This window comes from Mesorhizobium sp. M0954 (assembly GCF_040319155.1).
Classification (GTDB): Bacteria; Pseudomonadota; Alphaproteobacteria; order Rhizobiales; family Rhizobiaceae; genus Mesorhizobium.
The window spans coordinates 177716-204276 of sequence record NZ_JAMYNR010000007.1 but is presented as its reverse complement, the minus strand read 5'-3'; the positions used below and the strand labels follow the sequence as shown (position 1 = coordinate 204276).

The window sequence follows — 26561 nt, the reverse complement described above, 5'->3', positions numbered from 1 at the left end:
AGCGGCCTCGCAAGAGGTTCGACCGGCAGGGCGGCGGAGACTGTGACGATGAGAGCCGGCGGTTTTCGAACGCCGGCAGATGGCGGACATGCGCGTTTCGTCAGGAGGGCAGAAATCCTCTGGGAAAAGCGCTATATGTAGACAAAAGGGACCGGACCAATGCGCATCGAGCGTCGTTTCACCAAGCCAGGACAATCTGCCTATTCGGAGATCGAATTCCGCAAGGCGCTTTCGGAGATCAAGAATCCGGATGGTTCGGTGGTGTTCCGCTTGGACAACATCGACGTGCCGGCTCAGTTCTCCCAGGTTGCCGCCGATATCCTGGCGCAGAAATATTTCCGCAAGGCTGGCGTCCCGGCACGGCTGAAGAAGGTCGAAGAGACGCAAGTCCCCTCCTTCCTGTGGCGCTCCGTCGCCGACGAGGCTGAACTGGCCAAGCTGCCGGAAGCCGAGCGCTACGGTTCCGAGACCGACGCCCGCCAGGTCTTCGACCGGCTTGCCGGTACCTGGACCTATTGGGGCTGGAAGGGCGGCTACTTCAAGTCGGAGGAAGACGCGCGCGCCTTCCGCGACGAGCTCGCCTATATGCTGGCCACCCAGCGCGTCGCGCCGAACTCGCCGCAATGGTTCAACACCGGCCTGCACTGGGCCTATGGCATCGACGGCCCGAGCCAGGGCCATTTCTATGTCGACCCGTTCACCGGCAAGCTGACCAAGTCGAAGTCTTCCTACGAGCATCCGCAGCCGCATGCCTGCTTCATCCAGGGCGTGCAGGACGACCTCGTCAATGAAGGCGGCATCATGGATTTGTGGGTGCGTGAGGCGCGCCTGTTCAAATATGGCTCCGGCACCGGCTCCAACTTCTCGTTCCTGCGCGGTGAAGGCGAAAAGCTGTCGGGCGGCGGTCGTTCGTCGGGGCTGATGAGCTTCCTCAAGATCGGCGACCGCGCCGCGGGCGCCATCAAGTCGGGCGGCACGACACGCCGCGCCGCGAAAATGGTCATCGTCGACGCCGATCATCCCGATATCGAGGAATTCATCGACTGGAAGGTCAATGAGGAGCAGAAGGTCGCCTCGCTGGTCACCGGCTCGAAGATCGTCAAGAAGCATCTCGAAGCGATCATGAAGGCCTGCATCAACTGCGAAGGCAATGGCGACGATTGCTTCGACCCGGCGGTCAACACCGCGCTGAAGCGCGAGATCAAGGCGGCCAAGAAGGACGCGGTGCCGGAGAACTACATCTACCGCGTCATCCAGTTCGCCAGGCAGGGCTACACCTCGATGTCGTTCAAGACCTACGACACCGACTGGGATTCGGACGCCTATCTCACCGTTTCCGGCCAGAATTCCAACAATTCGGTGTCGCTGAAGGACGATTTCCTGCGCGCCGTCGAGCAGGACGGCGACTGGCATCTCACCGCCCGCAAGGACGGCAAGGTGCTGAAGACACTGAAGGCGCGCGATCTCTGGGAAAAGATCGGCTATGCCGCCTGGGCATCGGCCGATCCGGGCCTGCATTTCAACACGACGATGAACGACTGGCACACCTGCGCCTCGGCCGGTGCGATCCGGGCGTCCAACCCGTGCTCGGAATACATGTTCCTCGACGACACCGCCTGCAACCTGGCCTCGATCAACCTTCTGCCCTATCGCAACACCGACGGCACCATCGACATATCAGCCTACGAGCACACGGTGCGGCTGTGGACCATGGTGCTGGAAATCTCCGTCATGATGGCGCAGTTCCCCTCGAAGGAGATCGCCAAGCTTTCCTACGAGTACCGCACGCTCGGCCTCGGCTACGCCAATATTGGCGGCCTGCTGATGACCTCCGGCATTCCCTATGATTCCGACGAGGGCCGCGCCATCTGCGCCGCCCTCACCGCGATCATGACCGGCACGGCCTATGCCACTTCGGCCGAAATGGCCGCCGAGCTCGGCGCCTTCCCCGACTACGACCGCAACGCGCAGAACATGCTGCGCGTCATGCGCAACCACCGCCGCGCGGCCTATGGCGAAAGAGACGGCTATGAGAAGCTTGCCGTCAACCCGGTGCCACTGGTCGCCTCGGATCTCAAGCAGCAGGAGCTTGCCGAACATGCCAAGGCCGCCTGGGACCGCGCCATCGAGCTCGGCGAGGAGCATGGCTACCGCAACGCGCAGGCAACGGTGATCGCGCCGACCGGCACGATCGGCCTGGTGATGGATTGCGATACCACCGGCATCGAGCCCGACTTCGCGCTGGTAAAATTCAAGAAGCTGGCCGGCGGCGGTTATTTCAAGATCATCAACCGCGCGGTGCCCGAAGCGCTGCGTACGCTCGGCTATTCCGAGGCCCAGATCGCCGAGATCGAGGCCTATGCGGTTGGCCACGGCAATCTCAACCAGGCGCCGGGCATCAACCCCGGCTCGCTCAAGGCAAAAGGCTTTACCGACGAAAAGATCGCAGCGCTCAATGCGGCGCTGAAGTCGGCCTTCGATATCAAGTTCGTCTTCAACCAGTGGACGCTGGGTGCCGACTGGGTGAAGGAGACGTTCGGCTTCACCGATGAGCAGCTCAACGATTTCTCGTTCGAGATGCTGCCGGCGCTGGGGTTCTCGAAGAAAGACATCGAGGCCGCCAACATCCATGTCTGCGGGGCGATGACGCTGGAAGGCGCGCCGTTCCTGAAGGCCGAACACCTGCCGGTGTTCGACTGCGCCAGCCCGTGCGGCAAGATCGGCAAGCGCTCGCTGTCGATCAACAGCCACATCATGATGATGGCGGCGGCACAGCCCTTCATTTCCGGCGCCATTTCCAAGACCATCAACATGCCGAACGACGCAACGGTGGAAGATGCCAAGGGCGCCTACATGCTGTCGTGGAAGCTGGCGCTCAAGGCCAACGCGCTCTATCGCGACGGCTCAAAGCTGTCGCAGCCGCTCAACGCCTCGTTGCTTGCCGACGTCGAAGACGACGAGGACGAAGCCATCGAGCAGCTGATCGCGGCGCCGGCCGCGCAGCGCGCCGTGCAGGTGACCGAGAAGATCGTCGAGCGCGTCGTCGAGCGTCTCTACCGCGACCGCGAGAAACTGCCGAACCGCCGCAAGGGCTATACCCAGAAGGCGGTCGTCGGCGGCCACAAGGTCTATCTCAGGACCGGCGAATTCGATGACGGCCGCCTCGGCGAGATCTTCATCGATATGCACAAGGAAGGTGCCGCCTTCCGGGCGATGATGAACAACTTCGCCATCGCCATCTCGCTCGGCCTGCAATATGGCGTGCCGCTCGAGGAATTCGTCGAGGCCTTCACCTTCACCAAATTCGAGCCGGCCGGCATGGTGCAAGGCAACGACGCCATCAAGAACGCCACGTCGATCCTCGATTATGTCTTCCGCGAACTCGCCGTCTCCTATCTCGGCCGTCATGACCTCGCCCATGTCGATCAGTCGGACTTCGACAAGACTGCGCTCGGGCGCGGCATCAACGAAGGCAAGGCAACGCCCTTCTCCAAGGGCCTGACCCGCGGTGCCTCGCCGGTCAAGCTGGTGTCGGGCATGGGCGCCGAGCCGAAAGGCTTTGCGGGTTCCGGCTCCGGAACTCCGGCCCGTACCGCCCCGACCGCCTTCTCCGGCTCCAACGTGCTGACGCTGAAGCCGGCCAGCGACGAAGCCATCGCCTACAAGCGCGACTACGAGGAGCGCGCCAGGGAACTGGTCGAGGACATCGTCTACGCGGAAGCCTCCGACCCGACGGAGCTGTTCACCGACGAGGCGGCGAAAGAAGCAGCCGAAGCCAAAGCACTTGCCGCCAACCGGCGCCAGCAATCACTGATGCAGGGCTACACCGGCAACGAATGCTCGGAATGCCATAACTTCACGATGGTGCGGAACGGGACTTGCGAGAAGTGCGATACTTGTGGGGCTACGAGCGGGTGTAGCTGAGGGGCTGTAGCAGTCTGATTTCAAGGAGGGGGATCTCCACGATGATGTGTACATACAACCGACCCAAACCTGATGGCTTGGGTCACCTGTTCCGAGGATTACATGTCCAGAGGCTCATCCGCTAAGCCTGTCTCCGTCGCTGTTATTCGACCTGGCCTTCTCCCGTTTATGCCGGTAGAGAGACAGGTTGAACTTTTCCCCCTAACCACCCTGATTGAGATGCCAGATACGACTGGTACTGCCGACGCATGGGGACGTGTTGAAGCGTCAGACTCGCATCTTTATTTGGTCAAGACAGACGAACGCGGTGGGAAAGCAATTCGAGCATCCGAGTGGGTTGGAACGCGCTTGGCTGAAGAACTCAATATGCCTTGCCCCACACCGAAGATCATACAGCTTTCGGATGGCCGATTGTGTTTCGGGTCTCGGATAATTTCCGGAATTGCGGACGTAGCGAAGACATCGCAGATACTGACTTCCGTCACGGTCGGGACTGGCGTAACACCCATTCTTGGGCTGCAAGCACTCTTGAGCGCCTTGTATGCGTTCGACATGTTCACGAACAACGTGGACCGCCACGATGAAAACTACCTTTCGATAGAAGACAGAGGCACGCGGCGCTTCTACGCCATTGACTTTGGACGTTCACTCTTCTGGCATGGCAAGCTCGATAATTTTCCGACAGCGACCCAGCTGACGAGGATCACATTTAAGAAGATCGTACAAAGACATGGCTACGATCCGGCTGCTGCGAACGCGATGCTTGATCGACTTGCTGAAATCGGCTCAGACAAAATATCAGCTGCGTTTTCGTCGATGCCGGATTCATGGCTTGAGCAAGCTGCAAGAGTGGAGTTTACTAGTTGGTGGGAGAACGGCGAGAGGCAAAGGCGCATAGATGCGCTTCGCAAGGGCTTATCTGATGCCTCACTCATATAAGTTCGCCATTGTGCGGCTTGAACCCAACGACGGTCGAGGAGAACGGCTGAACCTCGGCATAGTTGTGTTGCGGAATGATAGCCTAGACGTGCGTGTGACGCGAAGTCTGGACCGAGCACGCGTATTGTCGGCTGCACTCGATAAGCAAGTGTTAGTCGATCTATTTTCAAACTTCAGGGATATTGACGATCGCGCTAGGCGTGAAGGCCCAATTACTGAAGAAGAAAGGTTTGGTCGCCTCGCGCGATTGGGACCACTTTCAGTCGTTAAGGCTGGACAGTTTATGGCTGATTCACAACAGGCTTATGAGAGCCGGATATCAACCGTTTTAGAACGATTGATCGAACCAGAGCCGGCTCCTCGAAAGGTGAGGGAGAAGCGTACACGGCTGTATAGTCAAGTGAAGAGAGTTTTGAAGGACCAGAGAATCCTCGCTCGAAAGGAAGAGGGTCTTGATTCCCATCGTTTTGTCGCTGGATACGAGCTCGACGATGGCCTTGTCGCTGATCTTGTTTTGCGGAACGGCGCCTTCCATGTCTTTGAAACAGTGGACGCCTCTGGTGATGAAGCGTCTTTTCGAAAAGCTGTGTCAGAAATCGCCATCTCGGCGCTGGTGATCGAACGGGCAAAAATGCGGTTTGGAGAAAAGTCAACAAAAGCGCGCTTGATCTATTCGACGTCTGCCGCATTGGAAAAGCTTGCCCGGCCCTCGCTTGATGCAGCAGCTCATCAGGGCATCGAACTTGTAAATTGGGCTAGTCTAAACGATAGGAATAGTTTCCTCATTACCGTTTCCCCTCTTGCCCACCCGATAGAAGATGGAAAGGGCAGGCAATTTGCTTCAATCCTTCAAGAGAAACTCTTCCATTAACGATCGCAGCGAGTAAACTACTCCGCGTCGGCCACGTCCTGCCGTCCGCCAACCCAGTCCGGCCAGGCATTCTCATCACCATGGAAGACGTTGAGGTCGATGCGGCCCCGCACCCCGTGCGACAGGCCGGAGCCGAAGTATTGCCAGAACAGCAATTTGTGGCCGGGTTAGACCAGAAACAGCATCCTCAAGCAGTCCGGTCTGAAGGAGTGACGACATGCGATACGCGGTGGTGATTGAAAAAGCCGGAAACAATTTTTCCGCTTATGTTCCGGATCTGCCCGGCTGCATCGCCACCGCTGCGACGGTGCCTGAGGTTGAAGCCGAAATTCGTGACGCAATACGCTTTCATATCGAAGGCCTGCGGGCCGATGGGCTGGATGTGCCCAAAGCTGTCAACCTGGCGGAATATGTAGAGGCGTAGAAGGTGCGATCTCCCCTTCTCCCCTTGTGGGAGAAGGTGGCCTCGCGAAGCGAGGTCGGATGAGGGGTGCTCCAGCTTGGCACCGGCGGCGCTACGTCCAACACCCCTCAACCGTCTCGGCGCTCCGCGCCGAGCCACCTTCTCCCACAGGGGGAGAAGGGAAGAGCGCGCTACCGCCAAGGCTGCAAACTCTCGTCCCGTACGTAGGCGATGATGGTATCGCAGACGGCGTTCAGATCCCGCAGCACGTCATCGTTCCAGAAGCGCAGCACGCGAAAGCCCCTCGCCTTCAATTCGGCATTCCGCTCCCGATCATAGCCCGAATCCGCGTGCTGGCTGCCGTCGATCTCGACAATCAGCCTGCCCTCGGCGCAAACAAAATCGGCGATGAACCGGCCGACCGGGACCTGACGCCGGAATTTGATGCTGTCGAGCTTGCGTCCGCGCAGCTCATGCCACAGGCGGTCTTCCGCCTCGGTCGGCTCGCGTCGCATAGAGCGGGCGAAACGACGCTTGGTCGGCGCGACGGGCTGGTGCGGCATGGGACGAGGGTATCCAATCTGGGCATGACGTCCAAGGAATTTGAGACCAAGTGTGGAAAACCGAGCGCTATCCCTTCTCCCCTTGTGGGAGAAGGTGGCCTCGCGAAGCGAGGTCGGATGAGGGGTGCTCCAGCTTGGCACCGACGGCGATCCGTTCAACCCCTCATCCGGCTCGGCGCTGCGCGCCGATCCACCTTCTCCCACGAGGAGAGAAGGCAAGAGCTGCCGCTACTCGGCCTCGGCCACCATCTGCCGGCCGCCAACCCAGTCGCGCCACGCCCTCTCATCACCATGGAACACGTTGAGGTCGATGCGGCCCCTCACCCCGTGCGACAGGCCGGAGCCGGAATATTGCCAGAACAGCCATTTGCGCCCGGGATAGACCTTTGACGGGTGGGCGGCCACGGCGCGCAGCCATAACGGGTAATCCAAAAATGCGCCGCGCAGGTTGTCACGGTAGAAGTCAGGCGCGGTGTAGATGATCGGGCGCTGGCCGTAGTAGCGCTCGAGCTTGTCCATGAACACCTGCATCTTCTCCAGCACCTTTTGCCGCGATGGGCGGCGCTTGCAGCTGGAGTCGCCGTTCCACTCGACGTCGATCACCGGCGGCAGCGCACCCTCGACCCTCGGCACGTTGCGGATGAACCAGTCGGCCTGCTCGCCCGCGGTGCGGCACCAGTAGAAGAAGTGGTAGGCGCCGCGCTTCAGGCCAGCGGCATCGGCACTGCGCCAGTTCCTGGTAAACATCGGGTCGAGATGATCGCCCCCGTCAGTCGCCTTGATGTAGGCGAAATTGGCGCCCTGGGCACGCAGCTTTCCCCAGTTCACATTGCCCTGCCAGCGCGAAACGTCGACGCCGTGGACGGCGAGACGCCTCGGCGAGGATGCCTTGCCGAAATTGATCGGCTTGGCATCGCGAAAACCATAGCGCGTGACCGGCTCGGCAAGCATCGCCGGTGCTGCGCGTGTCAGCCGCTTCGGCGGCGACATCAGCGCGATGACCTCGGCCGGCGGATCGATGCTTTGGTCGGGCTCCAATGTAGCGACCGGCTGTTCGTCCTGCTCCTGTTCCGCGAAGGCGGGCGCAGCATCAGTTTTCGCAGCAGATGCCACCGGCGCGGGTGGCCGCACAACCGAGCTGGTGGTCTCGCTGGACGGCACTTGCAGCGCATCGACGCCGGAGGTCGACGTGCAGCCGGCAAGGCAAAGCGCTGCGATCGAAAAGATGACGACGCCTGATAACCGCATCTGGACCTGTACGCAAAACACAACAGACCGAAGGCAGGACAACGCCGCCGGACAAACCAAGCTGGATTCCTAACAAGAAACTACCAACAAAGTTTGAATCGAATTGTTAGGGCTTTGCAGCGGGACGTTGGCCGGGCGGAGGTGTGCTATCCCTCCAATGTTCGGCCACGTCGCTGCCTCGGCTTGACAACTCACGGCATGAGATTAGTCTCTACTAATCTTACGGTGTAAGGCACCACGTGGAGGACGTCATGCAGCCCGCCGCCCTGTCAGAATTGCAGCCCGTAGTCCCGCCGGAGCCATGCTCGCCCGCCATCGGGGTCGACGAGATACCTCGCAACCTCAGTCGCGCCATCGAACGCGCCGAGGTCAATGCGTGGCTCGACCTCTATCGCGCCGCGCCAGCAGACTTTGCCGCAAGGCAAGGCCTTGCCGTCGCCGAAGATGGCGATCTCGTCTGGACCACCTGCACGACGATCCCGTTCATCCATTTCAACTGCGTCAAGAATTTCGGTGTCGATAGCGCAGCCACCGAGAGCCGGCTTGACGCGCTTCTGGCGCATTATCGCGAGGCCGGTATTCTGAGGCCCTGGTTCTACACCAATCCACATACCGAGCCGGCGACGCTCAGCTGCTGGCTCGAGGCGCGCGGCCTGCAGCGTCAGGGCGGCTGGGAACGCATCTTTCGCGGCGCCGCGCCATTGCCAGCGGAGCCGCTTTTCCCGACGGAAGATGCCTCGGTCGAGCGGGTGACACCGGCAACGGCAAGGGAATGGGCTGGGTTCATCGACAGCCAATACCGGTTGCCGACCTCACCGTGGTTGCTGGCGCTGGCCGGCCGACGCGGCTGGCATCATTACATGCTGCGGCGGGAGGGCGCGGTGGCGGCGGTGCGCTCGATGTTCATCGGCGCCGACGGCATGGCCTGGAGCGGCATCGACGCGCCGGTTCCCGGCATCATGGCGCCGAGCTTCGACCTCGATGCAATGCTCGGCGAAGCGATGGTGCGCGACGGACTTGCGGCCGGTGCAAAACTGTTCGTGGCCGACATCGAGGCGCCGCGCGCCGAACGTGACGGGCCAGCCTACCGCAACTATGCACGCCTCGGCTTCAAGCTTGCCTATTTCCGCAGCCATTACAGCTATTTGCCGGCAAATTCCGGCTGACCGCTTCAAGACCCTAGCTGCACAACCACAGCTTGTGACAGGTCGTGGCCATGAGGTGGGCCGGCGGTACAAAGCGATCGTTGACCGGCGCATCATCGTCTACCCGGCGGACCTTTTCTTCGAGCAACGTGCGAAGTTGTGCCGGTTGCACGCGGTCGCGCTCCATTACCAGCTTGATCATCGGATCGCTCAAGAGTTCATCCAGGGTGTTGATGCTGTCGTTCATCCGTCGCCTCCTCGACTGCCTGCCCGCACGCCAATAGATAGGCAGCAATGATGGCCCGCCAATGACGCTTTGCCGGCTATCTCGTGTCGCTTCGGATTAAATTTTGTCCAGATTCCACCTCAAGCCGGAGGTGGCGCGCCTTCAAACTGCGGCAGGCCGTCGTCGATCTGCACCCAGGGCTGCTTCGAGGCGGTCCAGATATGCATCTCAGGCCTGAACAACGAGGAATCATCGAGCGAGCCGGTGGTGATACCGATAATGCCGGCGGAATCGCGCCGGGAAAACATCGTCGTGCCGCAATGCGGGCAAAAGCCGCGCTTGAGATCGGGCGAGGAATTCACCGTCGCCAGCGGTCCGTCGACCGTCACATCATCGATGCGGAACAGCACGCGCGCGTTGAAGGCGGCACCCAGCGCCTTCTGGCACAACCGGCAATGGCAGACGCGCTCATTGATCGGTGCCGCCTCGGCGCGGTAGCGCACCGCACCGCACAAACACCCGCCCTGATATCTTGCCATCGCCCGTGTCCCTTCCCTGCGAGGATAGGCGAATACCTATCGATAGGCGTGGCAGCGTCAATTGAAAAGCTTTGATGGCGCCATCTAAAGCTGTGACCCGGCCGATCCACGATTGGCCCGATGCGTCGGCCAAGGCCCCATGGGCGAAATGCCGGCCATCTCGCGGAAGACGGCCGGCAGACAATTGACTGGGCGTCAGTTCGTTTCGTTGACGACCTCATTCCAGGTCTTGACCTTGGTCTCGCCATTGAGGAACGGCAGCGTGGCAGCTGTCAGTTCCGGCGCGAAGAACACGTCGTAGTGGGTGCGGTTCGGCACGATCGCCAGGCGGTTTTGCGACAGGTTCTCGCGCATCCAGCCGGCGTCCTTCAACCCGCCGCCAAGCATCTGGTAGAACTTGATCTCGTGCTCGGGCCGGTACATGTCGCCGTCGCCGAACACCAGCATGACCGGCATTTTCAGCTTCGGCACGTCGGCGGAATAATCGAAGTCCTTGCGCATATAGGCGCCGAGCTGGTCGAGCAGTTTCGGAAAATCCTCCGGATGCGGCGCGACCGCGACATAGGATTTGTACATCGGCGTGTCCTTCATCATGTCGGCCATCGCCGCGCCGACTTGTGCCTGCTGGCCACGCATTTCGGCGTAGAAGCCGTCCGCGGCGTAGCCGGTCGAGACCAGCACCAGGCGGCGCACCGTTTCGGGATGCTGCACGGCCATGCGGAAGGCGACGCCGCCACCCAGCGAATAACCCATGACGTCGACCTTGTCGTAGCCGAGTGCCTTGACGATCGCCGCCATGTCGTCGCCCATCGCCTCCAGGCTGAGCGGCCGGTCGCCGAGCGCGGTGCGGCCATGGCCCTGCAGGTCGACCCCGATCACGGTGCGGTTGTCGGTAAGCTTCGGCAGGATCGGCGCGAACATGTCGATCGTGCCGAGACCGCCATGCAGCAGAAGCAGCGGCTCGCCCTTGCCATAGACGGCGTAATAATAGTTCAGGCCGTTGATCGGCAGCAGGCCGGATTTTTCCGGTGTCGGCAGTGTTGCGGTTGCGGTCGTCATGGCGGGCTTGGCCTCCTCTGCGTTGATGGTGCCCGGCGCGGCAAATAGCGCGGGGGCCGAGGCGAATATGGCGAAAAATACCGATCTGGACACGTCAGTCTCCCTCTCCCGTTTGCATCAAAGTCGCTTTGCGACCTCCTCAAGCTGTTCGGCGCACTGGCCCCAGCCCTCGTGAAAACCCATTTTCTCGTGCTGTTCACGGTCGGCGACCGACCAATGCGCGACGCGGGCAATGTAGCGGGTCTTACCCTCGCCCTCGTCCTCGAAGGTCAGCACGACCGTCATGAACGGCTTTTCGGACGGCTCCCACGCCTTCGTATAGGCATCGGTGAAGACGAGCGTTTTGCCCGGTACGACTTCGAGGAAGATGCCTGGATTCGGGAACTCCTTGCCGTCGGGATCGGCCATGACGACAAGGGTGGAGCCACCGGTCCGCACATCCATTTCGGCGCGCGGGGTCATCCACGGCTTCGGCGAGAACCATTGCGTCAACAGCCTTGGCTCGGTCCAGCAGCGATAGACGTTCTCGTGCGGCGCATCGATGATGCGGGCGAGAACCAGCTCGCGATCGGAGTTGGGGGCGATGTCGAGCTTGGTGGTCATGAAGTTTCCTCACACGTCGGTTTTGGCTTCCGTGTCTAGGACGAACCGACAAGACGCAAGCCGACACGGTCCGCGAAAAAATCCGCGGGACAGGAGATTCGAACGACGGAAATAAGTGGCTTCAGTGGCGCTTGGCTTGCACCAGATAGGCGTCGATCTCGGTCTCGCCGAGCCACTTGGCCGCTTCCAGCCGATGCAACCCTTCGACCAGGATGTGGCGCTTGCCGTCATGGCGCACCTGGATCGGCATCTTCATGCCGTTTTCCAGAATGTCCTCGGCCAGATGGCGGACGGTCTCGGGATGCAGCGTCTTCTTGCGCGCCGTCGGCACGTAGATATCGTTGACCCTGACCTTTTGCACTCTCAGCATATCGGCTCCCGTGGCGGACAAGGCCGCCCTTTGTGAGATAGTCTGTTTGGCCGGCAAGGCCAAGGAGCAGCCGGCAATGGCTGGCCCGATCGTTTCCAATTGACGCTTGGCCGGCGGATGGCCGAAATGGCGGCCTTCGACCTTAGCGGTGTCCATGAACCATCTGCCGACCGAGTTTCCCGATTTCGGACTGACGCCGGAGCAGCGACGCCAGGCGGTGCGCAGCCATTACTGGGAATGGCCCGGTATGGATGGCAGGCGCGGCGAAATCTGGTGCTACAGCGACCGTTTTTCCTACCGTCCTGGCGACATGGTGGCACTGCATGTCAGTTCGACGGCCGCCAGTTTCGGCATCGCGATCGTCCGCGACGGCGGCGCGGAAACGACAATGTTCGAAGGGACCGGAATCGCGGCGCGCTGGCAAGATACGCCGGACCAATGTTCGGTCGAAGGCTGCGGCTGGCAAGCGTCGTTCGAGTTTCGCATCGGCGACGACTGGCCGTCCGGCGCCTATCGCGTGACGCTGACGGCAGATGGCCGGGACGGCAAGCCGATCCGCTGCCACCATCTTTTTATCGTCGCGCCGCAGCCCGGCAAAAAGCCTGGCCGTGTGCTGCAGGTGGCGGCCACCGGCACCTGGCTCGCCTACAATACATGGGGCGGTTCCAACCATTACGAAGGCATCACCGGGCCAGACCGGGACCAATATGCACGAATGGTGTCGACCCAACGGCCGTGGTGCCGCGGCTTCGTCGTGCTGCCCAGGGACGCGCCGCGCGTGCCGCTCGAAGTCGCCGTGCCGCCGAAAACCGTGCCGCGCTATCCGCATATGGAATGGGCCTTTGCCACCGGCCATTCGAAGAAATACGCCTCAGCCGGCTGGGCAAGCTACGACAGCCATTTCTTCCGCTTCGCCGAGCGTGCCGGCTACGCCGTCGATCTCGCCAGCCAGCACGATCTGCATTTTTCGCCCGACATTCTCGACGGCTATGACTGCGTCGTCCTGGTCGGCCACGACGAATATTGGACCTGGGAAATGCGCGATGCGGTCGACACCTATGTCGAGCGCGGCGGTCATGCGGCGCGCTTTGCCGGCAATTTCATGTGGCAGACCAGGCTGGAGGACGAAGGCCGCCGGCAGGTCTGCTACAAATATCGCGCTCGCGCCGAGGACCCGGCCTATCGCGGCGGTGATATAAGGCGCGCCACCAATTCCTGGGAAGCGCCGGAAATCGGCCGGCCGGGTGCAGCGACCTTCGGTCTCAACGCAACAAGAGGCGTCTATGCCGGCTGGGGCGGCTGCGCGCCGCGCGGCGTACGCGGCTTTCCGGTCTACCGGCCGGAGCATTGGGCGTTTGCCGGCACCGGCATCTACTATGGCGATCTGCTCGGCGCCGACAGCCATGTCTATGGCTACGAGGTCGACGGGCTCGATTTCGAGATCCGCGGCGGCCTGCCCTGCCCCAAGCCCGACAGCGGTGCACCGGACGGGCTGCAAGTGCTGGCCGTCGGCATGGCGAGCCAGGTCGAGGAAAGCGCCGACATTGCGTTCGAGGACCAGTTTCTCGGCGACGAGGACGGACGCTTCACCGCCGAGACGCTGTTCGGCGAGGCAAGCGATGCCAACCTCGACAAGATCAAACGCGGCAACGGCATGATCGTCAATTTCCCGCGCGGCAAAGGCGAGGTGTTTCACGCCGGAAGCTGCGAATGGGTTGCCGGCCTGCTAAGGCAGGATGCGATTGTCGAGCGCGTCACCAGAAATGTCCTCGACCGCTATCTTGGAAAGCCATGACATGTTGAAGTCTCCTGCCCCGGAAACTCGCGAAGCCTCGCATCTGTTTTATCTATCCAGCGTGCGCCGGCCGCTGATCGACCGCGCCGAAGGCATCTACATGTGGACGCAGGATGGCCGCCGCTTCATCGACGGATCGAGCGGCCCGATGGTCGCCAATATCGGCCACTCCAATCGCAACGTGCTCGACGCGATGAAAAGGCAGATGGACCGCGCCACCTTCGCTTACCGTCTGCATTTCGAGAACGAACCGGCAGAGGAGCTCGCGCGGCAGCTGGCGGCCAAACTCCCCGAGGGCATGGACCGCATCTTCTTTGTCTCCGGCGGCTCGGAAGCGACCGAATCCTGCATCAAGCTGGCGCGGCAATGGGCGGTCGCCACCGGCCAGCCCAGCCGTCGGAAGGTGATCTCGCGCTTTCCCTCCTATCATGGCGGCACGCTCGGCGCGCTCGCCGTTACCGGCGACGATGCGCTGTCCGAAACATTTGTGCCGATGATGCAGATGATGCCGACCGTGCCGGCGCCCATCGCCTGGCGCGACCGCGACAATCTTTCGATGGAACAGCGCGGCATCCGCTACGCCGACATGCTGGAGGAAAAGATTCTCGCCGAGGGACCGCAGAGCGTGCTCGCCTTCATCATGGAGCCAGTCGGCGGCGCTGCCACGGCAGCACTGGTGGCGCCGGACAGCTACTATCCGCGCATCCGCGAGATCTGCGATCGCTACGGCATCCTGCTCATCCATGACGAAGTGATGAGCGGTGCCGGCCGCACCGGAAAATTCCTCGGCGGCGACCACTGGAACTGCAAGCCCGACATCGTCGCGCTGTCGAAGGGGCTGGGCTCTGGCTACGCGCCGCTCGGCGCGCTGGCGGCACCGATGCGGCTGGTGCAGCCATTGCTCGCGTCGGGCGGCTTCCAGCACGGCCATACCTATGCCGGCAATCCGCTCGCCTGCGCCGCCGGGCTCGCCGTGCTCGGCGAGATGGACCGTCTCGGCCTGATCGCCAACGCGGCTGTCATGGGCGAGCTATTGATGGACGAGCTGAAGGGATTGGCGAAGCGGTTTCCGTTCATCGCCGACGTCCGCGGCAAGGGCCTGCTCACCGGTGCCGAGATGCTTGCGGATCCCGACACTCTGAGGCCGATCGAGCCGGCAAAGAAGGCCACCCAGCGGCTGCTCGACCTCGCCTACGAGCGCGGCCTGATCATCTACGGACGCAAGGTCAAGGGCGGTGTCGACGGCGACAATTTCATGGTCGCGCCGCCGATGATCGTCACCGCCGCGCAGATCGGCGAGATCGTATCCATCATCGGCGACTCGCTCGAGGTGCTGGCCAGCGAGCTCGACCTGCCGGTCGAAGGTTGAGGCGACCATGGCACCGCGCAAAGTCATCATCACTTGCGCCGTTACTGGGTCGGTACACACCCCGTCGATGTCGCCGCATCTGCCAGTGACGCCGGACCAGATCGCCGCAGACGCGATCGCCGCCGCCGAGGCCGGCGCTTCGATCCTGCATCTTCATGCCCGCGACCCCAAGGATGGGCGGCCGACCGCCGACCCCGAGGTGTTCATGCAGTTCCTGCCGCGCATCAAGCAGGCGACCGATGCGGTGATCAACATCACCACCGGCGGATCGTCGCTGATGACGCTCGACCAGCGGCTGGCCGCGCCGCTCAGGGCCGAGCCGGAAATGTGTTCGCTCAATATGGGTTCGATGAATTTCGCGCTGTTCCCGATGCTCGAGCGGCCGCGAGAATGGCAGCACGAATGGGAGCCGAAGCTGCTCGAGGCTACCCGTGACACGATCTTCAAGAACACCTTTGCCGACATGGAGACGGTGCTCGAGAAGCTCGGGCGTGGTTGCGGCACGCGCTTCGAATTCGAGTGCTACGATGTCGGCCATCTCTATTCGCTGGCGCATTTTCGCGATCGTGGACTGGTGTCCGGACCTTTATTCATCCAGTTTGTTTTGGGCATTCTTGGCGGCATCGGCGCCGATCCAGAAAACCTGATCCATATGAAGCGCATCGCCGACAAACTGTTCGGCGACAGCTACCGGTTTTCGGTGCTGGCCGCCGGACGCCACCAGATGCCGATGATCTCGATTGCGGCGGCGATGGGCGGCAATGTCCGCGTCGGGCTGGAGGATAGCCTCTACGAAGGGCGCCAGCTCGCCAAGTCCAATGCCGACCAGGTGCGCCGCATCCGCGGCGTGCTCGACGGATTGTCGCTGGACGTCGCGACGCCGGCCGAGGCGCGGCAGATGCTGGCGCTCAAGGGCGGCGACCGCGTGGCGTTCTGAGATGCGACCGTGACCAACCCACCGTCAAGAGACATTGTCATCCGGCCCGGGACCGTCGAGGACGTCGAAACCATCCACGCCGCGCTCCTGCGGCTCGGCGCGCATGTCGGCGCACATCAGGAGATCACCTCGACAGCTCAGGATCTCCGCACCTATGGCTTTGGCGAAAAGCCTGCCTTCTCGACCCTGATTGCCGAAATCGGTGGCGAATTTGCCGGGCTTTGCCTGTATTTCCCGATCTTCTCGACATGGATGGGACGGCCCGGCGTCTATGTGCAGGACCTCTATGTCGAGGACCGTTTTCGTGGCCGCAGGATCGGTGAACGCCTGCTGCGCCGAGTCGCGGCGCAATGCCGGAAGAGCGGCGGCGCCTATCTCAGGCTGTCCGTCGATACCGACAACGAGACCGCCAAGGCTTTTTACGAACGATTGGGCATTGCCTGGTCCAGCTACGAGCAGGTGCAGAAGATCGTCGGCGACGCCTTTTTCGCCTTTGCCGATGCACCGGAGGAGCCAACATGAAAGCCTTCTATGCCGAAGAACAGAAGCGCCATGACCCGAAGGCGTTCCTCTCGAGCGGCGCGCCGCAGCCCAATCCGGAAAGGCCGGAACGGGTCGAGCGATTGTTGGCCGGCGCAAAGGCTGCCGGCTGCACGATCGAACGGCCGCGGGATCACGGACTCAGCCCGATTGCGGCGGTGCATACGCCGGAATATCTCGATTTTCTCCAGCACATCTTCGCGCGCTGGCAGCGCATCGAGGGCGCCTCGGCCGAGGTCATCCCCAATATCCATCCGATCGCGCGGAACGGCTCCTATCCGGCCTCGGCGGTCGGCCAGGCCGGCTATCACATGGCCGACACCGCCTGCCCGATCTCCGGCGAGACGTGGCAGAGCGCGCTTTGGAGCGCCTGGAGCGCGGTTGAAACCGCCGAGGCGGTGATGTCTGGAGCGCCGGCCGCCTATGCGCTGTGCCGGCCGCCCGGCCATCACGCCTTTGCCGATGTCGCCGGCGGCTTCTGCTTCGTCAACAATTCGGCCGTCGCTGCACAGGTTCTGCGCAAACAGGCGGCGCGGGTGGCGATCCTCGATGTCGACCTCCACCACGGCAACGGCACGCAAGGCATCTTCTATGCCCGGCCGGACGTGCTCACCGTGTCGCTGCATGCGGACCCGGTGCGCTTCTACCCGTTTTTCTGGGGCCATGGCGACGAGCGCGGCGAAGGGCGCGGCCTCGGCTACAATCTCAACCTGCCGCTGCCGCGCAAATCCGGCGATACAACGTTCCTCGAAGCGCTGGAGGCATCGTTCCAGCGCATCAAGGCCTTCTCGCCCGATGCGCTTGTGGTGGCGCTGGGGCTAGACGCCTTCGAAGGTGATCCGTTCGGCGGGCTGTCGGTGAGCACGCCTGGTTTTTCGCGCATTGGCGAGGTGATCGCCGGGCTCGGCCTGCCAACGGTCATCGTCCAGGAAGGCGGCTATCTCTGCGACGAGCTCGGCGACAATCTCACCGCCTTCCTCACCGGTTTTGGCGGCACCCACAAGCGATGATCCGCCCGCGAGGGCCGCTCAGGATCGTTCCTGCCGCAGCATGGCGACAACGCGGTGCACGCTCTCCAGCGTCTCGTCGATCTCGGCTGCAGTGTTGTAATGAGCGATGCCGATGCGCACCACGCCCTGCTCGGCCGGAATGCCGAGCTGGTGGACGATCTCCCAGGCGTAGTTGTGGCCGGACCACAGGAAGATGTTTTCCGCATTCATCTGCCGCACGATCGTCTCCGGCACGATGCCCTCGACGGTGAACGACACCGTCGGCACGCGCTCATTGATCCGCTTCGGATCGGTGATGCCGTGGATGGTCAGGCCGGCAATATCCGACAAGCCATCGATCAGTTGTCGCGTCAGCGGGTTCTCGTAAGCGATTGAAACTTCGAAGGCCTTGGCGATTTTCAGCCGACGCGATCCTTGCGCGCCGGCTGCCGCGCCCAACTCGGCAAAATAATCGACAGCTGCCGACAGGCCGGCCATCAATTCAATCTGCGGCGTGCCGAGCTCGAAGCGCTCCGGCAAGGCATTGGACGAGCAACGGCATTTATACGGCTTAAGCGCATCGATAACGTCCAGCCTGCCCCACAAAATCCCCATGTGCGGGCCGAAGAACTTGTAAGCCGAGCAGATCAGGAAATCGCAGCCGAGGTTTTGGACGTCGATCAGGCCATGCGGCGCGAACTGGACGGCATCGACGTAGACCAACGCACCAGCCCGCCTGGCGATGCCGGTCAACGCCTTCACCCGGTTGATCGACCCGGTGAGATTGCTGGCGTAGTTGAGCGCGACGAGCCGCGTCCTCTCGGAAAGCAGCGCGGCGAGCGCCGCCTCTTCGATCTGCCAGCTCTGCTGGTCGAAGGGCAGCCAGCGCACGACAAGGCCAAGGTCTTCTGCCAGTTGCAGCCAGGGCGAGACGTTGCCCTCATGGTCCATGCGGGTGAGGATGATCTCGTCCCCGGGCTTCATCGTGCGGCCGAGCGTTCGCGACATGTGGTAGGTCAATGTCGTCATGTTGGCACCGATGATAATTTCCTGCGGGCTCGCAGCGCCGAGAAAATCCGCCATCGCCAGATGGGCCTCGTCCCCGATGCCTTGTGCTGCAACGGTGGTGTCGAAGAAGCCGCCGAGGTTGGCATTCGTGGTCAGCAAGCAACGCGATACTGCGTCCCCCACCGCCTGCGGGACCTGCGTGCCGGCAGGATTGTCGAGATAGATGCGCCGGCGGCCCTTGTCGGTCAGCGACAAAGCCGGAAATTTCGCGCGCACCGCGTCGATCCGGAAGTCCACGGCTGTTCCCCTCTCCTTATGACGATCGGACAACCACGTCCCGACGCATCAAGGGCACGGATTGCCGACGCGCTGGTGGATCGCATCAACGGCTTTCTGCATGTCCTCGGTCCAGACCACGTCGGCGGAAGAGAGCGCCATTTCGAGTTGCGAAATGGTGGTGGCGCCGATGATGTTCGAGGTGACCAAGGGCCGGTTCGAGACATAGGCATTGGCAAACAGCGCCGGCTCCATGCCGAAGGTGCGCGCCAACCGGTTGTATTCGAGCTGCACGTCGGCAGCATTCGGAGTCTCGTAGCGCTGGCCGCGGTTGAACAACTGCGAGCGCGAGCCCTGCGGCCGCGCGCCATGATCGTATTTGCCGGTCAAATAGCCTTGCGCCAGCGGCGAATAGGCAAGCAGCGACACCTGCTCGCGCTCGCAGACTTCGGCTAGGTTCACCTCGAAGGTGCGGTTGACGAAATTATAGGCGTTCTGCACGGAGGCGACGCGCGGACCGAGGCCCTTGTCGGCTTCGCCAATGAAACGCATGACGCCCCAGGAATTCTCGTTCGACAGGCCGAAATGGCGGATCTTGCCGGCCTTCACCAGTTCATCGAACACGGCAAGCGTCTCGGCGATCGGCGTCTCGCCCTCCGGCACGCCGGCGGCATCGGAGCGTCGCGGCACGGCGCCGATGCGGTTCGGATTGGCGCCCCACGGCACGTCGCGTTCCGGCCAATGGATCTGATAGAGGTCGATGTAATCGGTGTTGAGCCTGGCGAGTGACTTATCGATAGCGTCGAAGATATCGGCGCGCACCAGCTTAGACGGGCGGTCGCCCCGAAACCAAGTGTTGGCGGTGCGACCAACTACCTTCGAGGCGATGATCACCTGGTCGCGATTGCGCTTCTCCTTCATCCAATTGCCGATGAATGTCTCGGTACGGCCTTGTGTCTCCGCCTTGGGCGGGATCGGATAGAGTTCGGCGGTGTCGATGAAATTGACGCCGCGAGCAAACGCCAGATCCATCTGGGCGTGACCGTCCGCCTCGGTGTTCTGCTGGCCCCAGGTCATCGATCCGAGGCAGATTTGCGACACGAAAAGATCGGTCTGGCCGAGACGGCGTTTGTGCATGGAGTTTCTCCGGCGGGAATTTTGCGCGGCTGCGCGAGGAGGAAGCAATAGCATACAGGAAAGCGTCGCCCGCTTCCAAGCCCACGGATGGAAGGTCAGACGACTTTCCCGGGACGCCGGCGGACAGGGTTTATCCCTGCGGCTAATAAAAAGCCGGACTGCATTTTCATGCAGTCCGGAAGTTCGCCAGGAATGGCGAGGAAAAAACCGGCCAAGTGCCGGCATAGACGCCTACGGTCAAAGCGCCGCAGAAGTTTCGCCGGACCAGCCGAATTATGTCAAAAAAGATCAGGGCAGCATGGCTGCCATGCGAATGCTGCACTGCACAATCGTCATGATCTGCTTATATTGACCGCCTTGGAGGTTCAATAAGGGGCTTGAATCATGGGATTCTTCACTGAAATGTTCGCTCGTCCGCGTCCGCGGGAACAGCTGCGCTATCGAGCGGCGCTGGCGCTGCTCCATTCGATGAGCAATGCCGATCGCGCCGATATCGGCGTCAAGCCGGCCGATTTCCCGCGCATCGCCCGGGAAATGTCCCTGCGCTAAACAACTGTGAGATATCCGCCGTGGCGGATATCTCCCGAGCGGATCTCAACGCGATCCGAGGAAGATCGACTTGCCCAATGGCACGCCGTTGTGGCGCAGGATGTCGTAGGCGGTGGTCAGGTGGAAATAGAAATTGGGCATGGCGGCATGCAGTAGATACTGCATCCCCGGCATCGAAACCTCGCGTCCCGCAAGCCGCAGTTCGACTATCCTGTCATCTGAACCATCGAATTCGGCCGCCGAAAATGTCGCGAGATAATCGAGCGTCTTGGTAAGGCGGGCCTGCAGATCAGCGAAGTTCGCCTCATTGTCCTCGTATTTTGGCACCTCGCGTCCCGCAAGCCGTGACGGGGCGCCTTTGGCGTGATCGGTGGCAATCTGTACCTGCCTGGTCAGGGCAAACATGTCCGGCGCCAGCCTCGCCGTCAGATACACCTGCGGATCAATCTTGCGATCAGCCGCATTTTGCTCGGCAATGTTCAGCACATTGGCTAGTGCCTTCAGCCTCGCCGAAAATACCGGCACGGATGCTTCATACATTGATATGGTCACAAGAAATCTCCACGCGGCCCGACTGCCGAGGGCGAGAGGTAGCGCCTTCGCAGGCGATTGTTCAAGCGTCACCACGTCGCCGCAATCGATATGATAGGATTTTTCATCGAGTGGAGGTTCCCGATGAGACGCGCCCTTTTTGCAGCGACCGCTTTTGTGTCTCTTGCCATTGCCGGCCAATCGGCGCTCGCCGCAGACGCGCCTTATATCGATGACAGGTCGAATGCCGAAGCGGTCATCCGGTCACTTTATAGTGCCATCAGCCGGCACGAATTCGCGCGCGCCTGGGATTATTTCGGCGACACCAAGCCGGCCAAGGATTTCAATTCCTTCGTCAAAGGCTATGACAGCACGGACACGGTCGAAGTCAAAACCGGTGGCGTATCCGAAGACGGGGCTGCCGGCAGCATCTACTATAGCGTTCCGGTCGCCATCCGGGCGACGGCCAAGGACGGCAGCGAAAATGTCTTTGCCGGCTGCTATACGCTGCGCCAGATCAACGCCTCGATCCAGGAACCGCCATTTCGCTCGATCTTCATCGATAAGGGTGCGCTGAAACCCTCAAAGGCCGATTTCGAGGATGCGGTGCCGGCAAGCTGCGGCGAAGGACCGCCGCCGCCGAAGAAGGACGCAGCGCTTGAGCAAGCCAAAAAGGCGTTTGCCGCGACTTATGGCGACCAGTGTGACAAGGATCTTTTGGCGCAGGAGCCGGACATTTTCTCGATCCACTATAAGGGCAAGGATGCGTCTGCCAGTGATCCCGAAAGCGAAACGCGGCTTTTCCATTTCGCCTGCTCGGCCGCGGCCTACAACGAAAACTCGATCTATTACATGAGCGACGACGTGCTTGGCGTGAGACAATTGCAGTTCGCCGAACCTGAGATGGACATCCGCTACGAGAACAATGACAGCGACGGCAAATTGCTGGGCATGACCATAGTTGGCTTCCAGACCTCCGGCTGGGCAACTAATTCCGATTACGACGAAGAGACCAAGACGATCACCAGCTTCAACAAATGGCGTGGCATCGGCGATGCCTCTTCATCAGGGACCTATCTGTTTCGCAACGGCGATTTTTCCCTGGTCCAGTACGATGTCGACGCGTCTTATGACGGCGAGGAAAATCCGCAGACGGTCGTCGACTACAATACCGCGCCTTAGGGAGCCTTCGACAACATCCAATTGAGCGTGCCGCGCCAGTCGGTCATGCGGATAGGGGTGCCATGCGTGCCGGTCTCGAAGCGGACGAAGCGGGTCGGATAGGCTTTCGATTTGGCCAGAATCGATCGGAAGAAGGCTTCCTGTTTCTCGATTGGAAACACCGGGTCCTTGCTGCCCTGGCCGAAGAAGACCGGCACACGACGCTTGAAGGCGGGGCTTGAGAAGAAACTCTCGTCCCATAGCGAGCCGAGCAGCAGCAGCCCGTCGATGCGCCCGCCGGTGTCATGGCGGGCGGCCAGCTTCCAGCATATTGAGCCGCCCATCGAGCCGCAGGCGACGAAGATTTTTGCGCTCGGCGATTGTTCGGCATAGTGGTTGATCAGCGCGGCGATCTGGGTCGCACCGGTGTCGCCGAAATCGGAAAAATCCGGCGACAGATAGAGGCCGCCATTGCCGGCCATCAGGTTCTTGATGCGGTTGAAATTGCCGCCGAAGGTGAAGTCGTCAATGCCCTGCTTGCGGCTGCCGCCCTGCCCGTGCAGATAAAGCACGATGATGCTGGCGCCCCCGGTCTTGCCGACGGCAATATGGCGGACATCGCCTGCATCGGTCGGCAGCAAGAGATCGTGCTGCACCTTACGCACGCCGGTGTCGGAGTATTGCGCGTGTACACGACGCTCAGGCACTTCGTCACGAGCGTTGATGTCGCGCAGCTCACGATAATCGACAACCGTATAGGCGCCGTTGCTCTCGGACGAGAGCGTGCCCGGGTAGGCGAACAGATCGTCCTTGAAGGGTTTGAGTTCGAGAGCGTTGGCGTAGGCGGCACAAGAGAGCGACAAAAGAATCGCCATCAGCAGGGCCGGGAGGCCGAAGGGAGGCAAGCGGAACCGGAAGCAGGAACGAAAGGCCATCCCTCAGCCATGCGTTTTTCGGCTTCGGTTTGTCAATCCTGCAGCACGCCGCCGGCGCCTTCCAGCGCCTCGCGCGTGTCGACGTCGACGGCTGCCCCTTCGCCGATCTCGACATCGATGACGTCTAGCCCTTCGGCCTCGACCAGATGGCGGGCGCCGGTATCGCCTTCGAGGTGAGCGATCGCGGCAAACAGCGAACGCGGCAGCAGCACCGGATTGCCGCGCCGCCCGTCATGCGAGGCCCGCACCACCGATCGGCCTTCGGACCTGCGGAACGCCTCAATCAGCCTGTCGAGGTCGGCCGAGGCGACGCCGGGCATATCGCCGAGGACAATCATGGCGCCGGCGGCGTCGCCGGAAATCTTGGCGATGCCGGCCTTCAGCGACGAAGACAGACCCTCGCCGAAATCCGGATTGTCGGCGAAGGTCACATCGAGGCCAGACAGTGCATCGCGCACGCGCTCGCGCTGGTGGCCAGTGACGACGATAGTGGCCCCGGCTTTCGAACCGACCGCGCGTTCGGCAGTGCGACGGACCAGCGGCTTGCCATCGAAGAGCGCCAAGAGCTTGTTCGGCCCGCCCATGCGGCTGGAGCGGCCGGCGGCCAGAAGCACGATCTCGACCTTTGGTTCGGCTTTGGCCGGCAATGGCTCGCGCGGCTGCGGCCGCGTCGGAATTTCCATCAACAGCCCGCCGACACCCATGCCGGCAATATCCCTGGCGGTCACGTCGAGACCGGCGATCAGCCGGTCAAGCACCCAGTCGAAGCCGTTCTCCTTGGGACTGCGGGCGCAGCCCGGCGCACCGATGATGCGCTTGCCGCCTAGAGTGCCTAGCACCAGCAGATTGCCGGGATCGACCGGCATGCCGGCGCGGATGACAGTGCCGCCTGCCTTTTCGATGGCAGCGGGAACGACGTCGCCGAAATCGGCCATCGCCGAGGCGCCGAAGATAACCACCATATCGTTGTCGCGGATCAGCGAGGCCGCAGCCTCGGCGACGGGGATAATTTCATGCAGGGTTCGACGCTCCGCCGTCAGCCTGCCGCCCGAACGCGCCAGGCGCGCTTCGGTGACGCGCAGCGTCTTGTCGAGCACGCTGGGTTTGATGCCGGGCAGCACCGTCTGGATGACGCCGACGCGCACCGGCTGATAGGCGTTGACCGCAAATATCTCGCCGCCGGCGCAGATCCTTGCCACGGCATCGACCAAAGCGGAGGCGACCGCAAATGGGATGATCTTCACCGTTGCTACCATCTGACCTTTTTCGACCGGCGCATGCTGCGCGAGCGTGGCGATGGTGATCGTCGGATCGACGGCGTTGATGGCGTTGATCATCGCCGCGTCGACGGTGAACATGCCGGCAGCCTGCGCGTGGAGGTTGACCCTGCCGGTCGCGGCGGGCTTCGCCTCGATGTTGCGATGGATCATGGATGCGGCGATCTTTTCGGCAGCGACGTCCTCGCTGAGATCATCGGGCGCCAACACCGCCGCTACGACCTCGGAAATGCCAGCGGCCTTCAACAGGGACACATCCCCGGCGCTTAGCCTGTGCGCCTTGCGGAAGCGGCGCTCTCCGGCTGTGGTGGCGTGCGCCAGCACTGCCCCTTCGGCCGCATCGATCGCAACGGGACCAAATTTCACGCGACCGCGCCTTTGGATTCGAGGCCGCGGGAGCGAAAGGCGTGGATCGCTTGCGCCAACACCGCGACGGCGATCTCGGCGGGGCTGGCGGCGCCGATGTCGAGGCCGATCGGGGCATGAATGCGGGCGATCTGGTCGGCGGTCGCTCCCGAAGCCAGCAGGCGTTCCACACGTTTGGCGTGGGTCTTGCGGCTGCCGAGCGCGCCGACATAAAAGCAGCCGGCGTCGAGCGCCGCCTTCAGCGCGGAATCGTCGATCTTCGGATCGTGGGTGAGAGCAGCCAGCGCCGTATAGCTATCGAGCGGCTGACGCGTCAGCACATCCTCTGGCCATTCGGCATGCAGCGCGATATCGGGAAAACGATCGGGCGTGGCAAAGGCCGTGCGCGGATCGATGATCTCGACAGGATAGCCGGCGATCCTGGCCATCGGTGCCAGCGCCTGGCTGATGTGGACGGCGCCGATCACCACGAGGCGCGGCTGCGGCAGATGTGCGTTGAGGAAGAAGGTCCGTCCCTCAGCTTCGACCGAACCGGAATTGCCCGTGCGAAATGCCTTGGCGATGGCCGCCCCGAGTTCGCCGGCTACCCGGTCGCCCTCGCGCACGACACGGTCGCGGCCGTCGTCGAGATCGGTGACCAGGATTGCCGCGCGGCGGGCGCGGCGTTCGGCGTTGAGTGTCTTCAGCGCATAGGGATCCATTCGAGATCAACCCAATCTTTCTACATAGACCTTGATGCGGCCGCCGCATGACAGGCCGACTTGCCAGGCGGTCTCGTCTGCGACGCCGAATTCGAGCATTTTGGCCTTGCCGCTATCGATAACATCGACCGCCTCGGTGACCACCGCGCCTTCGACGCAGCCGCCAGAGACTGAGCCGTGGAAATTGCCTTCGGCGTCGATGACCAGGTGGCTGCCGACCGGGCGCGGCGCCGAGCCCCAGGTCTCGACCACAGTGGCAATGGCGACATCCTTGCCGTCCTTCATCCAGCCCTCCGCGATGATCAGCGGGTCGCGGGCCTCATCGAGATAGATACTGCGTTCCATGATTTTCTCCCTGGCAGACATGTGGTTATGCGACGCGCTTCACGCCAGCCTCGATCCACGGGCGCGCGTCGACCGAACGCATAAAAACAGCACGGTTGCCAGCGACCGGTCCGCACATAATCCGCACGGGTTAACAGATCGAGCGTCTCGTCGACCGTCCGCGGCGTCGGACGCGGTTTTCAACTCGGTCATTCTGTTTTCGCGGGCGCGGCCATCTGAAAGCCTCTACAAAGCGTGGTAGCCGCGGTTGTGATAGATCAGCGGCCGCAAATTATCGCCGATGCGCAAACCTGTAACTTGGCCAAAAAGCACACGGTGGGTGGCCAGATCCTTGGAGTCGATCAGTTCGCAGTCGAAGACGGCGAGCGCGCCCTTCAGCGTCGGCGCACCGGTCGAGATCACATCCCATTCGGCCAACGCGAAACGCTCCTCGACCGGCAGGCCGGTAATGCCGGAAAAGCCGATCGACAGCGGCTCCTGATCCGAAGCCAGCGTGTTCAGGGCAAATTTGCCGTTTTCCACGAACGGCTCGTTCTTGGGATTTTCACGATTGAGGCAAACCAGGATGGTTGGCGGCGTGTCCGACACCGAGCAGGCCGCGATCACCGTCGCGCCGCGCCTGCCGGCAGGGCCATCGGTGGTGACTACATGCACATGGCCAGCAAAATGGGCCATCGCGTCGCGGTAGGCCTGCGGCCCGATGTCATTCTTCTTCAGCACCGATGATTTTCCACTAGTCAGAACCAACCGTTATA

Annotated in this window: 27 protein-coding genes and 2 pseudogenes; 12 read left to right on the top strand and 17 right to left on the bottom strand. The window is 62.0% G+C overall.

From position 1 onward, the window contains the following. Nucleotides 1-159 precede the first annotated feature (159 nt). The 3 genes from NKH93_RS12275 (at nt 160) to NKH93_RS12265 (ending at nt 5734) form a co-directional block, all read left to right on the top strand. Entirely contained in the window at nt 160-3924 is a 3765-nt protein-coding gene (locus NKH93_RS12275; RefSeq protein WP_352970485.1) for a vitamin B12-dependent ribonucleotide reductase, read from the top strand. A gap of 72 nt (nt 3925-3996) precedes the next feature. Beyond that, nucleotides 3997-4863 (top strand): HipA family kinase, encoded by an 867-nt coding sequence (locus NKH93_RS12270; protein WP_352819691.1) that lies wholly within the window; start codon nt 3997-3999, stop codon nt 4861-4863. Next, nucleotides 4823-5734 carry a DUF3037 domain-containing protein gene (locus NKH93_RS12265; RefSeq protein WP_352819689.1) on the top strand — a complete coding sequence of 304 codons (912 nt, stop codon included), beginning with the start codon at nt 4823-4825 and terminating at the stop codon, nt 5732-5734. The genes NKH93_RS12270 and NKH93_RS12265 overlap by 41 nt, the downstream gene beginning before the upstream one ends. Nucleotides 5735-5751: 17 nt before the next feature. Here the strand turns inward: NKH93_RS12265 and NKH93_RS12260 are convergent. Further along, nucleotides 5752-5901: pseudogene (locus tag NKH93_RS12260) on the bottom strand (glycoside hydrolase family 25 protein); the annotation flags it as partial. Between the two features lie 50 nt (nt 5902-5951). On the opposite strand from NKH93_RS12260, the gene NKH93_RS12255 reads away from it, so the two are divergent. Then, nucleotides 5952-6158, top strand: a complete 207-nt coding sequence (locus NKH93_RS12255) for a type II toxin-antitoxin system HicB family antitoxin (RefSeq protein WP_352926486.1) — start codon at nt 5952-5954, stop codon at nt 6156-6158. Between the two features lie 170 nt (nt 6159-6328). Here NKH93_RS12255 and NKH93_RS12250 read toward each other — a convergent pair whose 3' ends face one another. Then, nucleotides 6329-6859, bottom strand: coding sequence for an endonuclease domain-containing protein (locus NKH93_RS12250; protein ID WP_502896447.1), 531 nt, complete (start codon nt 6857-6859; stop codon nt 6329-6331). Nucleotides 6860-6928: 69 nt separating this feature from the next. Continuing rightward, the gene (locus tag NKH93_RS12245) at nt 6929-7948 is read right to left on the bottom strand and encodes a GH25 family lysozyme (protein ID WP_352970482.1); all 1020 of its coding nucleotides are present in this window, start codon (nt 7946-7948) and stop codon (nt 6929-6931) included. Nucleotides 7949-8199: 251 nt separating this feature from the next. On the opposite strand from NKH93_RS12245, the gene NKH93_RS12240 reads away from it, so the two are divergent. Next, nucleotides 8200-9114 carry a hypothetical protein gene (locus tag NKH93_RS12240; RefSeq protein WP_352970480.1) on the top strand — a complete coding sequence of 305 codons (915 nt, stop codon included), beginning with the start codon at nt 8200-8202 and terminating at the stop codon, nt 9112-9114. Between the two features lie 13 nt (nt 9115-9127). Here the strand turns inward: NKH93_RS12240 and NKH93_RS12235 are convergent, their stop codons facing one another. The 5 genes from NKH93_RS12235 to NKH93_RS12215 all read right to left on the bottom strand — a co-directional run bounded on the left by NKH93_RS12235 (nt 9128) and on the right by NKH93_RS12215 (nt 11890). Continuing rightward, nucleotides 9128-9340, bottom strand: a complete 213-nt coding sequence (locus NKH93_RS12235; protein ID WP_023674755.1) for a hypothetical protein — start codon at nt 9338-9340, stop codon at nt 9128-9130. Nucleotides 9341-9459: 119 nt separating this feature from the next. Then, nucleotides 9460-9858, bottom strand: a complete 399-nt coding sequence (locus NKH93_RS12230) for a GFA family protein (RefSeq protein WP_352970478.1) — start codon at nt 9856-9858, stop codon at nt 9460-9462. A 195-nt stretch (nt 9859-10053) separates the two neighbouring features. After that, on the bottom strand, nt 10054-11010 hold the full coding sequence (locus NKH93_RS12225; RefSeq protein ID WP_352970475.1) for an alpha/beta fold hydrolase: 957 nt from the start codon (nt 11008-11010) through the stop codon (nt 10054-10056). 24 nt (nt 11011-11034) lie between these two features. Further along, nucleotides 11035-11520, bottom strand: a complete 486-nt coding sequence (locus NKH93_RS12220; protein ID WP_352970473.1) for an SRPBCC family protein — start codon at nt 11518-11520, stop codon at nt 11035-11037. Between the two features lie 121 nt (nt 11521-11641). Next, nucleotides 11642-11890: a ParB N-terminal domain-containing protein gene (locus NKH93_RS12215; protein ID WP_023674751.1), complete on the bottom strand. Its 249-nt coding sequence runs from the start codon at nt 11888-11890 to the stop codon at nt 11642-11644. Nucleotides 11891-12044: 154 nt separating this feature from the next. On the opposite strand from NKH93_RS12215, the gene NKH93_RS12210 reads away from it, so the two are divergent. From NKH93_RS12210 to NKH93_RS12190, 5 genes are read left to right on the top strand one after another with little or no spacing between them, the layout of a single operon-like run. Then, nucleotides 12045-13685, top strand: coding sequence for a N,N-dimethylformamidase beta subunit family domain-containing protein (locus tag NKH93_RS12210; protein ID WP_352970471.1), 1641 nt, complete (start codon nt 12045-12047; stop codon nt 13683-13685). A gap of 1 nt (nt 13686) precedes the next feature. Then, nucleotides 13687-15054, top strand: coding sequence for an aminotransferase family protein (locus NKH93_RS12205; RefSeq protein ID WP_352970469.1), 1368 nt, complete (start codon nt 13687-13689; stop codon nt 15052-15054). A gap of 7 nt (nt 15055-15061) precedes the next feature. Then, nucleotides 15062-15991, top strand: coding sequence for a 3,5-dioxohexanoate:acetyl-CoA acetone transferase (gene kce / locus NKH93_RS12200; protein WP_352970467.1), 930 nt, complete (start codon nt 15062-15064; stop codon nt 15989-15991). 9 nt (nt 15992-16000) lie between these two features. Continuing rightward, nucleotides 16001-16513, top strand: a complete 513-nt coding sequence (locus tag NKH93_RS12195; RefSeq protein WP_352766785.1) for a GNAT family N-acetyltransferase — start codon at nt 16001-16003, stop codon at nt 16511-16513. Then, on the top strand, nt 16510-17541 hold the full coding sequence (locus NKH93_RS12190) for a histone deacetylase family protein (protein ID WP_352474026.1): 1032 nt from the start codon (nt 16510-16512) through the stop codon (nt 17539-17541). Before NKH93_RS12195 ends, NKH93_RS12190 begins: the two co-directional genes overlap by 4 nt. 18 nt (nt 17542-17559) lie before the next feature. Here the strand turns inward: NKH93_RS12190 and NKH93_RS12185 are convergent, their stop codons facing one another. Further along, nucleotides 17560-18825 (bottom strand): cysteine desulfurase-like protein, encoded by a 1266-nt coding sequence (locus NKH93_RS12185; RefSeq protein ID WP_352818143.1) that lies wholly within the window; start codon nt 18823-18825, stop codon nt 17560-17562. Between the two features lie 48 nt (nt 18826-18873). Next, nucleotides 18874-19941, bottom strand: a complete 1068-nt coding sequence (locus NKH93_RS12180; RefSeq protein ID WP_352970465.1) for an aldo/keto reductase — start codon at nt 19939-19941, stop codon at nt 18874-18876. Nucleotides 19942-20325: 384 nt separating this feature from the next. Here NKH93_RS12180 and NKH93_RS12175 point away from each other — a divergent pair, with 384 nt between their 5' ends. Further along, the gene (locus NKH93_RS12175; protein ID WP_023674744.1) at nt 20326-20490 is read left to right on the top strand and encodes a hypothetical protein; all 165 of its coding nucleotides are present in this window, start codon (nt 20326-20328) and stop codon (nt 20488-20490) included. A 45-nt stretch (nt 20491-20535) separates the two neighbouring features. Here NKH93_RS12175 and NKH93_RS12170 read toward each other — a convergent pair whose 3' ends face one another. Further along, nucleotides 20536-21042 carry a DUF1993 domain-containing protein gene (locus tag NKH93_RS12170; protein ID WP_352766959.1) on the bottom strand — a complete coding sequence of 169 codons (507 nt, stop codon included), beginning with the start codon at nt 21040-21042 and terminating at the stop codon, nt 20536-20538. A 123-nt stretch (nt 21043-21165) separates the two neighbouring features. Here NKH93_RS12170 and NKH93_RS12165 point away from each other — a divergent pair, with 123 nt between their 5' ends. Further along, on the top strand, nt 21166-22203 hold the full coding sequence (locus NKH93_RS12165; RefSeq protein ID WP_352818137.1) for a DUF1176 domain-containing protein: 1038 nt from the start codon (nt 21166-21168) through the stop codon (nt 22201-22203). On the opposite strand, the gene NKH93_RS12160 is transcribed toward NKH93_RS12165, so the two are convergent. The 6 genes and pseudogenes from NKH93_RS12160 to NKH93_RS12140 all read right to left on the bottom strand — a co-directional run bounded on the left by NKH93_RS12160 (nt 22200) and on the right by NKH93_RS12140 (nt 26526). Beyond that, nucleotides 22200-23057: an alpha/beta hydrolase gene (locus NKH93_RS12160; RefSeq protein WP_352501599.1), complete on the bottom strand. Its 858-nt coding sequence runs from the start codon at nt 23055-23057 to the stop codon at nt 22200-22202. The genes NKH93_RS12165 and NKH93_RS12160 overlap by 4 nt on opposite strands. 92 nt (nt 23058-23149) lie before the next feature. Then, the gene (locus NKH93_RS12155; RefSeq protein WP_352541422.1) at nt 23150-24760 is read right to left on the bottom strand and encodes an NTP transferase domain-containing protein; all 1611 of its coding nucleotides are present in this window, start codon (nt 24758-24760) and stop codon (nt 23150-23152) included. Then, nucleotides 24757-25461: an XdhC family protein gene (locus tag NKH93_RS12150; protein ID WP_352449412.1), complete on the bottom strand. Its 705-nt coding sequence runs from the start codon at nt 25459-25461 to the stop codon at nt 24757-24759. The genes NKH93_RS12155 and NKH93_RS12150 overlap by 4 nt, the downstream gene beginning before the upstream one ends. A gap of 6 nt (nt 25462-25467) precedes the next feature. Then, nucleotides 25468-25806: an XdhC family protein gene (locus NKH93_RS12145; protein WP_352662504.1), complete on the bottom strand. Its 339-nt coding sequence runs from the start codon at nt 25804-25806 to the stop codon at nt 25468-25470. Between the two features lie 63 nt (nt 25807-25869). Further along, nucleotides 25870-25998, bottom strand: a pseudogene (locus NKH93_RS34320) (AAA family ATPase); the annotation flags it as partial. 33 nt (nt 25999-26031) lie between these two features. Then, nucleotides 26032-26526 carry a flavin reductase gene (locus NKH93_RS12140; RefSeq protein ID WP_352449411.1) on the bottom strand — a complete coding sequence of 165 codons (495 nt, stop codon included), beginning with the start codon at nt 26524-26526 and terminating at the stop codon, nt 26032-26034. Nucleotides 26527-26561 lie beyond the last annotated feature (35 nt).